The sequence below is a fragment of the Streptomyces globosus genome (genome assembly GCF_003325375.1).
In the GTDB taxonomy this organism is placed as follows: Bacteria; Actinomycetota; Actinomycetes; order Streptomycetales; family Streptomycetaceae; genus Streptomyces; species Streptomyces globosus_A.
Genome location: NZ_CP030862.1, coordinates 2,175,680 through 2,188,750 on the forward strand (window position 1 = coordinate 2,175,680; position 13,071 = coordinate 2,188,750).

Sequence of the window (13,071 nt, forward strand, 5' to 3'; positions counted from 1 at the left end):
CGGCGCGGCCAAACCCACGAATCGCCCTCAAAGGCATAACGTTCCGATCGCGAACGTGGCACTGAGCAAAGATGTAATCTTTTCGTTATCTAGTCCACTGCGTGCCACTTTCGACCGATTTGCTCAAACATCTTGTTGACTTTGTCACTTTGCGGCGAGTGGAGGCGGCTGCGGGGATAGCACTCCGGCCTGCCCAGGGCAAGGCCCGCGCCCCATGCGATTTCACTTTCTGCTGGGTAAGTTCGGCCCGCATGACCAGTACCCGCCCTCCGGCTCACCGGCGGCGGCGGCCCCGGAGCGGGTCCCGTCCCGGTGGACCCCGTGGCCCACGGCCCTGTCATGCCGGCGGTCCGCGCCGCATTTGCAGCCGCACGGCGGAGCGGACCGGCTCGAAGCAGAAAGCACCGAACTGTTGTTGACACGAACGACCATTCACGCGGACGGCGCCTGGCGCGACGCGCTCAGCGGTGAGACGCGGGAGATCCTCGACCCGGCGGACGGCCTGCCCTTCGCGGTCGTCGCCGAGGGCGGCGCGGAGGACGCCGACGCCGCCGTCGCCGCGGCGCGTGCCGCCTTCGACTCCGGCGCCTGGCCGGGCACCCCCGTGGCCGAGCGGGCCGCGCTGCTGCGCCGTACCGCCGGGCTCCTGGTCCGCGACCGCGAGGAACTGGCCCTCCTGGAGAGCCGCGACGCCGGGAAGACGCTCGCCGAGGGGCGAGCCGACGTCGACTGCGTCGCGGACGCCTTCCGCTACTTCGCCGACCTGGTCCTGGCCGAGGGGCCGGGCCGCGTCGTCGACGCCGGCAGCGACACCGTGCACAGCGTCGTCGTCCACGAGCCGGTGGGCGTGTGCGCGATGATCACGCCCTGGAACTACCCGCTTCTGCAGGCGAGTTGGAAGATCGCGCCGGCCCTGGCCGCCGGCAACACCTTCGTGGTCAAGCCGAGCGAGATCACCCCGCTCAGCACCGTCGCGCTGATCGCGCTGCTCGCCGAGGCCGGACTCCCGAGCGGCGTCGCGAACCTCGTCACCGGCCCCGGCCACACGGTCGGCGCCCGGCTCGCCGAGCACCCCGACGTCGACCTCGTCTCGTTCACCGGCGGCCTCACCAGCGGGGTGAAGGTCGCGCAGGCGGCGGCACCCGGCGTCAAGAAGGTCGCCCTGGAGCTCGGCGGCAAGAACCCGAACGTGGTCTTCGCCGACGCCTGCCGGACCGCGGAGGGCTTCGACACCGCCGTCGACCAGGCCCTCAACGCCGCCTTCATCCACAGCGGGCAGGTCTGCTCCGCCGGCTCCCGGCTGATCGTCGAGGAGTCGGTACGGGAGCGCTTCGTGGCCGAGCTGAGCCGCCGGGCCGCCCGGATCAGGCTGGGCCGGGGCACCGAGGACGGCGTCGAGTGCGGCCCGCTCGTCTCACTGGCCCAGCTGGAGCGCACCGAGGAGTACGTCGCGTCCGCGCTCGCCGAGGGGGCCGTGCTGCGCAGCGGCGGACGCCGCCCCGAGCCCTCCGCCACCAGGCCCGCCGGCGGGTACTTCCACGAGCCGACCGTCCTCGACCGCTGCCACCGGCGCATGCGCGTGATCCGCGAGGAGGTCTTCGGCCCCGTCCTCACGGTGGAGACCTTCCACACCGAGGACGAGGCGGTCGCTCTCGCGAACGACACCGAGTACGGGCTCGCGGGAGCCGTCTGGACCGCGGACGCGGCCCGGGCCCGCCGGGTCGCCGGCCGGCTGCGCCACGGCACCGTGTGGATCAACGACTTCCACCCCTACCTCCCGCAGGCCGAATGGGGCGGCTTCGGCAAGTCCGGCGTGGGACGCGAGCTCGGCCCGTCCGGCCTCGCCGAGTACCGCGAGACGAAGCACGTCTACCAGAACCTGGCGCCCCGCCCCGTCCGGTGGTTCTCCGGCTGACCCCCGCTCTGCCCCGGCGGGTGCGGCGCCCGCACCGCCCGGGAGCCGGAACAGCCACCCGTACGCCCCCACGCTTCATGGAGTGAACACAGGATGTCCGACCGCACCTACGACTACGTCATCGTCGGCGGTGGCACCGCCGGTTCGGTGATCGCCTCCCGCCTCACGGAGGACCCCGCCGTCACCGTCGCCGTCATCGAGGGCGGCCCGTCCGACGTCGACCGCCCCGACGTCCTCACCCTGCGCCGCTGGATGGGCCTGCTCGGCGGCGACCTGGACTACGACTACCCCACCACCGAACAGCCGCGCGGCAACTCCCACATCAGGCACAGCCGGGCCCGCGTCCTCGGCGGCTGCTCCTCGCACAACACGCTGATCGCGTTCAAGCCGCTGCCGTCCGACTGGGCCGAGTGGGCCGCGATGGGCGCCGACGGCTGGGACGCCGCGTCGATGGACCCGTACTTCGGCAAGCTCCTCAACAACATCGTCCCGGTCGACGAGAAGGACCGCAACGCCATCGCCCGCGACTTCGTGGACGCGGCGCAGGAAGCCCTCGGCGTGCCCAAGGTCGAGGGGTTCAACCGCAAGCCCTTCCACGAGGGGGTCGGCTTCTTCGACCTCGCCTACCACCCGGAGGACAACAAGCGCTCCTCCGCCTCCGTCGCCTACCTGCACCCCTACCTGGACCGGCCCAACCTGCACCTGCTGCTGGAGACGTGGGCGTACCGGCTGGAGTTCGACGGCGTCCGCGCCACCGGCGTACGGGCGCGCGCCGCCGACGGCGAGGAACTCGTCGTACGGGCCTCCCGCGAGGTGGTCGTCTGCGCCGGAGCGGTGGACACGCCGCGGCTGCTGCTCCACTCCGGCATCGGGCCGCGCGAGCAGCTGGCCGGACTCGGCATCGACGTCCGCCACGACCTCCCGGGCGTCGGCGAGAACCTGCTCGACCACCCGGAGTCCGTGATCGTCTGGGAGACCCGCGGTCCGATACCCGAGAACTCCGCGATGGACAGCGATGCCGGACTGTTCGTACGCCGCGACCCGGAGTCCGCCGGACCCGACCTGATGTTCCACTTCTACCAGGTGCCGTTCACCGACAACCCCGAGCGGCTGGGCTACGAACGGCCCGCGCACGGCGTGTCGATGACGCCGAACATCCCCAAGCCCCGCAGCCGCGGCCGGCTCTACCTGACCAGTGCCGACCCCGAGGCCAAGCCGGCCCTGGACTTCCGCTACTTCACCGACGAGGACGACCACGACGCCCGCACCCTCGTCGACGGCATCAGGATCGCCCGGAGGATCGCCGCGGCCGAACCGCTGGCGTCCTGGCTCGGCCGCGAGGTCTGCCCCGGCCCCGACGTCACCGGCGACGAGGAGCTGAGCGAGTACGCCCGCAAGGCCGCGCACACCGTGTACCACCCGGCCGGCACCTGCCGGATCGGCGCCGAGGACGACGCCATGGCCGTCGTCGCCCCCGACCTGACCATCCGCGGCCTGGAGGGCATACGGATCGCCGACGCGTCCGTCTTCCCCACCATCCCCGCCGTCAACCCGATGATCGCCGTCCTGATGGTGGGGGAGAAGTGCGCCGACCTCCTTGCCCCGGCCGGCGACCCGAAGGAGGCCGCCTGATGGCCCCCCACGATCCCGTCTTCTCCGTCCGCGGCCTGTGGAAGGTCTTCGGGCCCAAGGCCGGCCGAGTGCCCTCCGACCCCGGCCTCGCCGCCCTGTCGACCGCCGAGATCCGCGAGCGGACGGGCTGCACGGCCGCCGTCCGCGACGTCTCCTTCGACGTCCGCCGCGGCGAGGTGTTCGTCGTCATGGGCCTGTCCGGCTCCGGCAAGTCGACCCTCGTACGCTGCCTCACCCGGCTCATCGAGCCCACCTCCGGCGAGCTCGCCATGGACGGCGAGGACGTCCTCGCCATGGACCCGGCCCGGCTGCGCGAGCTGCGCCGGCACCGCGCCGCGATGGTCTTCCAGCACTTCGGCCTGCTGCCGCACCGCACCGTCCTGGACAACGTCGCGTACGGCCTGGAGATCCAGGGCGTGGCGAAGGGCGAGCGGCGGGCGAAGGCCCGCGAGGTCATCAAGAAGGTCGGCCTGGCCGGTCTCGAAGAGCGGCGCCCCAGCCAGCTCTCCGGCGGCCAGCAGCAGCGGGTGGGCCTGGCCCGCGCCCTCGCGGCCGACCCCGAAGTCCTCCTGTTCGACGAGCCGTTCAGCGCCCTCGACCCGCTGATCCGCCGCGACATGCAGGAGGAGGTGGCCCGGCTCCACCGGGAGGAGGGCCGCACCATGGTGTTCATCACCCACGACCTCGCGGAGGCCCTGAAGCTCGGCGACCGCATCGCCCTCATGCGGGACGGCGCCATCGTGCAGCTCGGCACGCCCGAGGAGATCGTCACCCGCCCCGCCGGCGACTACGTCCGCGACTTCGTGCGCGACGTACCGCGCGAGCAGATCGTCCCCGTGTCCCGGGCGATGCGCCCGGCCATCGGCGACGAGGCGGAACGGGGCACGGTGCTCGCACCGGACGCCACGGTCGCCGACGGCATCGCCGCGGTCGCCCGGGACGGCGTCCCCGCCCGGATCGAGGCGGACGGCGAACTCCTCGGCGTCGTCGACCACGCGCGGCTGCTGGCCGTCGTTGCAGGCCTGGAACCGGGCAGCGGCAGCACGGGCGCGGCCGTCCCCGCAGTCCCCGCCGCACGCACGGAGCCGGGCACGCCCGCCGGCGCGGGACAGGCCGCCGCCACGGACACCGACACGGACCCGGTGACCGCATGAGCGCCGCCACCACCTCCCGCCCCCCCGTCGCCGGGGGGAACAGCCGCAGCCGCGCCGAGCAGGCGGGCAGCCGCCGCTCCTGGCGCCCGGCCCTCCCCGCCGCCCCGGCGGTGCTGCTGGTCCTGGCGCTGCTTCTGCCCACCGCCGCCCTGCTCGCCGACGGCGGCTGGCCGCAGGCACTGCGCCTGGACCTGGCCCCGCAGCTCGACACCTTCGCCGACTGGGTGGTCGACAACCGCGAGACCCACCCCGTCTTCCTCTACTTCCTGCTGCACCTGTCCAACGCGGCCACCGACTCGGTCGCCCAGGTCCACGACCTGCTCACCGCCATCGGCTGGGCGGGCGTGCTCACCACCGCCACCGCACTCGCCTGGTACGCGGGCGGCGCCGGCCGCAAAGGCGCCGGCCCGGCCCTCGTCGCCTTCGCCTCCCTGGCCGGCTGCGGGCTCCTCGGCCTGTGGGAGCAGTCGACCGAGACGCTCGCCCTGATGCTGGTGTCCGTCGCCGTGGCGTCCGCGGTCGGCATCCTGCTCGGCCTGGCCTGCGGACTGTCCGACACCGCCCAGCGGATGCTGCGCCCGGTCCTCGACACCATGCAGGTCCTGCCGTCCTTCGCCTACCTGCTCCCGCTCGTCCTGGTCTTCGGCATCGGCACCCCGTCCGCGCTCATCACGACGGTGATCTACGCGGCACCCCCGATGGTCCGGATGACCGCGCTGGGCCTGCGCGGCGCGGACCCGGCCGTCCTGGAGGCCTCCAGGTCCCTCGGGGCGACCCGGTGGCAGCGGCTGCGGACGGCACGGCTGCCGATGGCCCGGCCGCAGCTCTTCCTCGGCCTGAACCAGACGATCATGATGGCCCTGTCGATGGTGGTCATCGCCTCCGTCGTCGGCGCCGGCGGTCTCGGCGAGAGCGTGTACCAGGCGCTGAAGACCCGCGACTTCGGCCAGGGCCTCACCGCCGGACTGGCCATCGTCCTCATCGCCGTGTGGCTCGACCGGACGACGGCTGCGGCCGGGGCGCGCAGCGGCGTCCCGGTCGGCCGGAAGGGAACCGGTATCGCCCTCGCGGCGGCCGGCGGAGGCCTGCTGGCGGGCCGGGCCCTGGGCGAGTGGCCCGAAGCGGCCACGGTGGACATCGCCGCACCGCTGAACACCGCCGTCGACTGGCTGGTCGGCAGCGTGTACCAGGACGTCCCCGTGTTCGGCGGCACCTCCGTGTGGGCCGGCAACGCCACCAGCTGGGTGCTCAACCCGCTGAACGACGGCCTCCAGGCCCTGCCGTGGTGGTCGCTGCTGCTGCTCGCCGGTGCCGTGGCCCTGCTCGTCGGCACCTGGCGGGGCGCCCTGACCGCCGTCCTCGCCCTGGGGTGCACCGGCGTGCTCGGCATCTGGGACAAGGCCCTGTACACGCTCTCCCAGATCCTGGTCGCCGTCGCCCTCACCCTGGTCCTGGGCTTCGCGATCGGCATCCTCGCGGCCCGCGTACGGGCGGTCGAACGGCTGCTGCGCCCGGTGTTCGACGCCATGCAGACGCTGCCGCAGTTCATCTACCTCATCCCGGTCGTCCAACTGTTCAACGCGGGCCGGGTCGCCGCGATCACCGCGGCGGCCGTGTACGCCCTGCCCGCCGTGGTGCGGGTCACCACGCAGGGACTGCGGCAGGTCAGCCCCGCCACCATGGAGGTGTCCCGCTCCCTGGGCGCCACCACCTGGCAGCAGATCCGCGACGTGCAGTGGCCGCTCGCCCGCCCGGCGCTGCTGGTCGCCGCGAACCAGGGCGTCGTCCTCGTCCTCGCCGTGGTCGTCATCGGCGGCCTGGTGGGCGGCGGGGCACTCGGCTTCGACGTGGTCAAGGGCCTCACCGCGGGCGAACTCGGCACCGGTCTGATCGCCGGCGCGGGCATCGTCTGCCTGGGCCTGGCCCTCGACAAGCTCACCCAGCCCGCCGACCGCACCGCCTCGGCCGACACCCGGCACTGAGCGGCCCGTCCCCGACCATCCCCCTCCCCGTCAACCGGAAGGCACACCACCATGCCCGCACGCACCCGCACCGACATCGCCCGCACCGACATCGCCCGCACCGACATCGCCCGCACCGGCCACGCCCACACCGATCCGCGCCCGGGCGCCCGGTCCCGCCGTTCCAGAACGCTCCTCGCGGCGACCGGCGCCCTCGCCCTGCTCACGGTCAGCGCCTGCGGCGCCGCCGAGACCCGGGGCGGCGACTCCAAGACGGTCAGCCTGCACACCCCGTCGTGGGTCGGCGCCGAGGTCAACACGGCCGTCGCCGCGTACCTGCTGGAGCACGAACTCGGGTACAAGGTCAAGACCCAGCAGATGGACGAGACCCCGGCCTGGGACGCGATGAGCCAGGGCAAGATCGACGCGATCCTGGAGGACTGGGGCCACCCCCAGGAGGAGAAGCGCTACGTCGAGGGCAACAAGTCCGTCGTTTCGGCCGGCGAGCTGGGCGTGACGGGCCACATCGGCTGGTTCGTCCCGAAGTACCTGGCCGACGAGAAGCCGGACATCACGGACCACAGGAACCTCAACAAGTACGCGGACGTCTTCAAGACCCCGGAGAGCGGGGACAAGGGCCAGTTCATCAAGGGCGACCCGTCCTACGTCTCGTACGACAACGCCCTGATCAAGAACCTCGGCCTGGACTACAAGCCGATCGAGGCGGGCGCCGAGGCCACGCACCTCGCGCAGCTGGAGCAGCTGTACAAGAACAAGAAGCCCTTCCTCACCTACTGGTGGACCCCGCAGTGGATGAACGCGACGATGGACCTCGTCGAGGTGAAGCTGCCGCCGTACAAGGAGGGTTGTGACGCCGACAAGCAGGCCGTCGCCTGCGCCTACCCGGACGTGCCGCTGAAGAAGTGGATGAACGCGGACTTCGCGAAGGACGGCGGCGACGCGGCGGAGTTCCTGAAGAACTTCACGTGGACGACCGAGCAGCAGAACCTGGTCGCCAAGTACGTCGCCGCCGACGGGATGTCCGCGCAGAAGGCCGCCGAGAAGTGGGTGAAGGAGAACGAGGCGACCTGGAAGGCCTGGCTGCCGAAGCAGTGACCGCCCCGGGGCCGGACGGCTGCGTCCGGCCCCTCCGGCCCGCCCCCGTCCTGTCCCGTGGACCGTTCATCCGAAAGGATGTCCGGCACCGCTAAAATCAGGCCATGACGAACGCACTTCGCCGCAGGTACCCGATCCGCCCCGGACGATGCGCGTGCGCACGAGCGGCGCTCCCCGCGGAGGCTCGCACGGGCGCCGGCCGACCGCAGGCGGCGCGGTGAGCGACGAGCCGGTCTTCGTCCGGAGCAGGTGGGGGACCAGCCGGTACGTCTACAACCACCGCAACCCCGTAGGCCTCGCCCTCATCGTCATCACGCCCCTCATCGCGCTCGGCGTGCTCTTCGGCCTGCGCGCCGACTGGACGTGGGGCGAGGGGGAGTTCCGCGATGCCGTCCGCAAGGGCGTGAAGGACCTGGAGGGCGCACGGCAGTACACGACTCCGGAGAGCGACCACCACTTCATCGTCTCCGGCGCGGTGAGGGACAGCGGCATCGGTCCGGGCCACGGCGTCCACGCGAGCAAGGCGAAGAACGGCGGCTACACGGTCGGCACCGAGGACACGGAGACCGAGTACTGCGTCTTCCTGTCGCTGACCCGGGCCGAGGAGCGCATCCTCCTCCCGGGGGCGCCGGTCGACGCGGAGGCCCTCTCCCGCGCGGGCATGCCCGCCCTGTACCTGTCCCATGCGACCTACGTCGAGGGCGCCTGCCGCTGACCCAACGCTGCGGCGCCCGCGTCGGCCGGGTCCGGGTCGAGGTGCCGGTGGACCCGGCGGAGCAGGGAGGCGAGCACCCGGCGCTCGTCCCCGCTCAGCGGGGCCAGGACGTCGTCGTCGGTGGCGGCGATGTCCGCGTTCAGCCGGTCCAGGAAGGCGCGCCCCCCGGGGGCCAGCCGGACGAGGACCTTCCGCCGGTCGTCCCGGTCCCGGGTGCAGACGACGTGGCCGGTTTTCACCAGGTCGTTGACGACCTTCACCAGGTCGCTGGTGTTCATGTCGAGCCGCGCGGCCAGGAGCGTCTTCATCTGCGGGCCCATGTCGGCCACCAGCGCCATGACGGTCAGGTGCCACAGCCGCAGGTTGTGGGCGGCCAGCCGCTCGGTGAGCCGCCGGCGCGCGGCCTTCCCGACCGCGTACATGAGGTACGCGTTGAGGTCGAGGACGCTCGGGGGCGTCATCCCGGCTCCCTGGCTCACCGCCCTGGCCGCTGCGCCGCCCGCGAGCGTCAGGTCGGTCTGCGCGAGGGCCCGGAAGACCTGGGCCCAGTCCGTCGCGGGCATGTTCGAGATGCCGACGACGGCGAACTCCGCTCCCGACGCGTCGCGTGCGGTGCCGGTGACGACCGGCTGATCCATTCGCTCCCCCTTGCAGGCCCTGCGGGTCGCTGGTCCGGCGACCCGGCGGTGTCGTGAAATGCCGGCGCCCCTCAGGACCGTCCGAGGGGCGCCGGAGTGTTCGGGGCTGCGCTGCCCCGCAGCTCACGGGCGGCCGGTGAGGTAGCCGCCCATGGAGGTGAAGTACTCGGTGGCGGGCAGCTCTCGGCCGTCCTCCGTGCGTACGCGGGTGACGGCGAGGCCGTGGTTGCGGCCGGTGCGGGCGTCGGCACCGGCGACGATCACGACGCCCTCGCCCTCGCGGTAGAAGATGCGGCCGGGCGTGCCGCCGTAGCGGCCCTCCGACACGACGGCGGAGAGGATCTCCAGGCGCCTGCCCTTGTGGAAGGTGAAGGCGCTCGGGTACGGCGCGGACTGCGCGCGGACCAGGCGCTCCAGGACGTCGGCCGGCCAGGTCCAGTCGATGCGGATGTCCTCCTCGGACCGCTTGTGGAAGAAGCTGGCCCGGGAGCGGTCCTGCCGGGTGAACTCGGTCTCCCCGGCGGCGATCCGGGCGAGGGCGGCGGTGGTGACGGGGGCGATGAGGTCGACCGTCTTGTGGAAGAGGTCGGTGGCCGTGTCGGCGGGCCCCACCGGGACGGCGCGCTGCTCGACGATGTCGCCAGCGTCGAGGACCTCGTCCATCATGTGGGCGGTGACGCCCACCTCCTCCTCGCCGTTGATGAGGGCCCAGATCAGCGGGGAGAAGCCGGCGTACTTCGGCAGGAGCGAGTCGTGCACGTTCAGCGTGCCGTGGCGGGGGAGCGAGTAGATCCGCGGAGGGATCCACGTACGCCAGTTGTTGGCCACGATGATGTCCGGATCGGCCGCCTTGAGGAGGTCGAAAAGCTCCTCGTCGTCGGGCCGGTTGCGGATGGCGACGGGCACGCCGTGCTCCTCGGCCAGGTCGGCGACCGAGTCGCTCCAGATCTTCTCGTAGGCGTGCTCGCTCTTGGGGTGTGTCACGACCATCACGACGTCGTGCTCGGACTCCAGGAGGGCTTTCAGGGTGCGGTGACCCCACGTCTGGTAACCGAACATGACGACCCGCATGGGGGTTCCTCCTCGGAAGAGCGAATGACCGCGGCAAGTAAAGCAAGGCTTACCTAACATTGCAATACGGTGCATGTTCAAGCCAGTTGAAGGCTGAGCGGCCGTCAGCTGTCCGGTTTGTCGGGTCGACAGCTCAGCGCAGGTGAGGTTAGCTTTACCTAAGTTCCCACTGGCTTGCGGTGACCCCGGGCCGGTGTCGCGTTCTTTTCGCCCCACGCCTCACAGGCGGCAGTTCCGCACGATGGGAGTGACATGTCTCAGGGTCTTCCTGGCGACGCCCCACTGGTCCACGACCTCATTGGCATCGGCTTCGGCCCGTCCAATGTGGCCATGGCGATAGCTCTGAGCGAGCACAACGCCCGCGTCGGAAGGCAGGAGGCCGTCACCGCTCACTTCTTCGAGCGGCAGCCCGGCTTCGGCTGGCACCGCGGCATGCTGATCGACGACGCGACCATGCAGGTGTCCTTCCTCAAGGACCTCGTGACGCTGCGGAATCCGACCAGCGAGTACAGCTTCCTGTGCTACCTGCAGAGCAGGGGACGGCTCGTCGACTTCGTCAACCACAAGAACCTCTTCCCGCTCCGCGTCGAGTTCCACGACTACTTCGAGTGGGCGGCGGCCAAGGTCGACGACATGGTCTCCTACGGGTACGAGGTCGTCGCCGTCGAGCCCGTCGTCCGGGACGGCGCCATCGAGTACCTCGACGTCACGGCCCGCTCCGGCACCGACACGGTGGTCCACCGCGCCCGCAACCTCGTCATCGGCACCGGCCTGCGCCCGCTCATGCCCGAGGGCGTCGAGCGCACCGACCGCGTGTGGCACAACTCCGAGCTGCTCACGAAGGTCGAGGCGCTGGACGGCGCGAACCCCGGCCGCTTCGTCGTCGTGGGCGCCGGACAGAGCGCCGCCGAGAACGTCGCCTACCTCCACCGCCGGTTCCCCGAGGCCGAGATCTGCGCCGTCTTCTCCCGCTACGGCTACAGCCCAGCCGACGACAGCAGCTTCGCCAACCGCATCTTCGACCCGGCCGCCGTCGACGAGTACTTCGCCGCCCCCGGGGACGTCAAGCGCAAGCTGATGGACTACCACGGCAACACCAACTACTCCGTCGTCGACATCGACCTCATCGACGACCTCTACCGGCAGGCGTACCAGGAGAAGGTCCTCGGCACCGAGCGCCTCCGCTTCATCAACGTCTCCCGCCTCACCGGCGTCGAGGAGCGCGACGGCAGGGTCCACGCCCGCATCACCTCCCTGGTGAGCGGCGAGGAGACGGTCCTCGACGCCGATGTCGTCGTCTACGCCACCGGCTACAGCCCCGCCGACCCCACCGGCCTCCTCGGCCCCGTCGCAGAGCACTGCCTGCGCGACGAGGAGGGGCGCATCCGCGTCGAACGGGACTACCGGCTCACCACCGACCCGGAACTGCGCTGCAGGATCTACCTCCAGGGCGGCACCGAGCACACCCACGGCATCACGTCGTCCCTGCTCTCCAACACGGCCGTCAGGGTCGGCGAGATCCTCGACTCCATCCTCGACCGGGGCCCCGCGGCGCCCGCGCAGAACGGGCCCCGCCCGGTCGCCGACGGGATCGGCCTGGCCAGCTAGTGCTGTGACCGGCCCGGCGCACCCGCAAACCCCAGGGTCCACCCCTGGCCGAGCCCCCACACGCCTCGCCCGCCGGGCAGCGCAGCCGCGCCCTGTGGTCGGGGCACGCACTGTGAGATCCCCCGAAAGGAACACCTGTGTCCAACGGTTCGCGCCCCGCTCTGCAGCGGTTCGTCACCCACCTGCCACGCCTGGCCGTCGCCACGGCCGCCGCCCTCGCCCTGTCCGCCTGCGGGGGCGGCTCGCAGAAGGCGGAGTCGAAGTCCGGGGCCTCGGCCGACGCCGGCACCGCGTCCGCCGCCTTCCCGGTGACGGTCGAGCACAAGTACGGCAGCACCACGATCGACAAGGAGCCCAAGCGGGTCGTCACCCTGGGCCTCTCCGACCAGGACGCCGTCCTCGCGCTCGGCATCAAGCCGGTCGGCGCGGTGGACTGGTTCAAGGAGCAGCCGTACGGAAAGTGGCCGTGGACGAAGGACAAGTGGGGGTCCGCGAAGCCGGAGATCGTCGGTGAGCGCGACGAGTACAACATCGAGAAGATCGCGGCGCTCAAGCCGGACCTCGTCATCGCCCAGTACTCCGGCATGAAGAAGGAGCAGTACGACACCCTCTCGAAGTTCACGAAGGTCGTCGCCCAGCCCAAGGACCTGCCCGACTACGGCGCCTCCTGGCAGGTGATGACCCGGCAGATCGGCACGTCCCTCGGGAAGGCCGCCGAGACCGACAAGCTGATCGCCGACGTCGACGCCCGCTTCAAGGCCGTCCGCGACAGGCACCCCGAGTTCGCGCAGAAGACCCTCGTCGTCGCCGACAGCTTCGAAGCCGGCAAGTACTCGGCCTTCACCAGGACCGACCCCAAGTCGATCTTCTTCCAGGAGCTCGGCTTCACGCTCAAGCCCGAGATCGACACCCTCGCCAAGCCCGGCTTCAACGTCGTCGAGCTCAGCGCCGAGAAGCTGAACGTCCTCGACGTCGACCGCGTCGTGTGGGTCACCTCCAGCACCGGCGCCAACGACCGCATCAAGGCCGAGCCGCTCTACCGGAACCTGAAGGTCCACCAGGAGAAGCGCGACCTCTTCGTCCCCTACCAGGACCCGGACGTCGGCGCCGCGTTCTCCTTCAACACGGTCCTCTCGATCCCCTACGCCATCACCGAGATCGAGCCGCTGCTGACCGCCGTCAGGTAGCACCACACCGCCGGGGCGGAGCGGGGGAGGACGACGCGGCCTCCCCCGCGGCCCGACCCGCGCCCGCCTCCAGC

General features: G+C 71.6%; 10 protein-coding genes. 8 read left to right on the forward strand and 2 right to left on the reverse strand.

What is annotated here, in order from left to right:
- Positions 1-412: 412 nt before the first annotated feature.
- From C0216_RS09980 to C0216_RS10005, 6 genes are all read left to right on the forward strand, one after another.
- Positions 413-1,915 (forward strand): aldehyde dehydrogenase family protein, encoded by a 1,503-nt coding sequence (locus C0216_RS09980; RefSeq protein ID WP_114054925.1) that lies wholly within the window; start codon positions 413-415, stop codon positions 1,913-1,915.
- A gap of 93 nt (positions 1,916-2,008) precedes the next feature.
- The gene (locus C0216_RS09985; protein ID WP_114054926.1) at positions 2,009-3,547 is read left to right on the forward strand and encodes a GMC family oxidoreductase; all 1,539 of its coding nucleotides are present in this window, start codon (positions 2,009-2,011) and stop codon (positions 3,545-3,547) included.
- Entirely contained in the window at positions 3,547-4,701 is a 1,155-nt protein-coding gene (locus C0216_RS09990; protein WP_114054927.1) for a quaternary amine ABC transporter ATP-binding protein, read from the forward strand. The genes C0216_RS09985 and C0216_RS09990 overlap by 1 nt, the downstream gene beginning before the upstream one ends.
- Positions 4,698-6,683 (forward strand): ABC transporter permease, encoded by a 1,986-nt coding sequence (locus C0216_RS09995; RefSeq protein ID WP_114054928.1) that lies wholly within the window; start codon positions 4,698-4,700, stop codon positions 6,681-6,683. The genes C0216_RS09990 and C0216_RS09995 overlap by 4 nt, the downstream gene beginning before the upstream one ends.
- Positions 6,684-6,734: 51 nt before the next feature.
- The gene (locus C0216_RS10000) at positions 6,735-7,778 is read left to right on the forward strand and encodes an ABC transporter substrate-binding protein (protein WP_114054929.1); all 1,044 of its coding nucleotides are present in this window, start codon (positions 6,735-6,737) and stop codon (positions 7,776-7,778) included.
- Between the two features lie 217 nt (positions 7,779-7,995).
- Entirely contained in the window at positions 7,996-8,493 is a 498-nt protein-coding gene (locus C0216_RS10005; RefSeq protein WP_114054930.1) for a hypothetical protein, read from the forward strand.
- On the opposite strand, the gene C0216_RS10010 is transcribed toward C0216_RS10005, so the two are convergent.
- Both C0216_RS10010 and C0216_RS10015 read right to left on the reverse strand, forming a co-directional pair.
- A complete protein-coding gene (locus C0216_RS10010; RefSeq protein ID WP_174250370.1) occupies positions 8,469-9,131 on the reverse strand; it encodes a MarR family winged helix-turn-helix transcriptional regulator in 663 nt (220 codons plus the stop codon). The genes C0216_RS10005 and C0216_RS10010 overlap by 25 nt on opposite strands.
- Before the next feature lie 123 nt (positions 9,132-9,254).
- A complete protein-coding gene (locus tag C0216_RS10015) occupies positions 9,255-10,202 on the reverse strand; it encodes a methionyl-tRNA formyltransferase (protein WP_114054931.1) in 948 nt (315 codons plus the stop codon).
- Between the two features lie 252 nt (positions 10,203-10,454).
- Here C0216_RS10015 and C0216_RS10020 point away from each other — a divergent pair, with 252 nt between their 5' ends.
- Both C0216_RS10020 and C0216_RS10025 read left to right on the forward strand, forming a co-directional pair.
- Positions 10,455-11,810, forward strand: a complete 1,356-nt coding sequence (locus C0216_RS10020) for a lysine N(6)-hydroxylase/L-ornithine N(5)-oxygenase family protein (protein WP_114054932.1) — start codon at positions 10,455-10,457, stop codon at positions 11,808-11,810.
- A 137-nt stretch (positions 11,811-11,947) separates the two neighbouring features.
- A complete protein-coding gene (locus C0216_RS10025; RefSeq protein WP_216827065.1) occupies positions 11,948-12,997 on the forward strand; it encodes an iron-siderophore ABC transporter substrate-binding protein in 1,050 nt (349 codons plus the stop codon).
- Positions 12,998-13,071 lie beyond the last annotated feature (74 nt).

Bases quoted from the DNA above. Each gene is read 5' to 3' on its own strand.
- C0216_RS10015 (WP_114054931.1), bottom strand. From the start codon at position 10,202: ATGCGGGTCGTCATGTTCGGTTACCAGACGTGGGGTCACCGCACCCTG.
- C0216_RS10020 (WP_114054932.1), top strand. From the start codon at position 10,455: ATGTCTCAGGGTCTTCCTGGCGACGCCCCACTGGTCCACGACCTCATT.
- C0216_RS10010 (WP_174250370.1), bottom strand. From the start codon at position 9,131: ATGGATCAGCCGGTCGTCACCGGCACCGCACGCGACGCGTCGGGAGCG.
- C0216_RS09985 (WP_114054926.1), top strand. From the start codon at position 2,009: ATGTCCGACCGCACCTACGACTACGTCATCGTCGGCGGTGGCACCGCC.
- C0216_RS10000 (WP_114054929.1), top strand. From the start codon at position 6,735: ATGCCCGCACGCACCCGCACCGACATCGCCCGCACCGACATCGCCCGC.
- C0216_RS09990 (WP_114054927.1), top strand. From the start codon at position 3,547: ATGGCCCCCCACGATCCCGTCTTCTCCGTCCGCGGCCTGTGGAAGGTC.
- C0216_RS09995 (WP_114054928.1), top strand. From the start codon at position 4,698: ATGAGCGCCGCCACCACCTCCCGCCCCCCCGTCGCCGGGGGGAACAGC.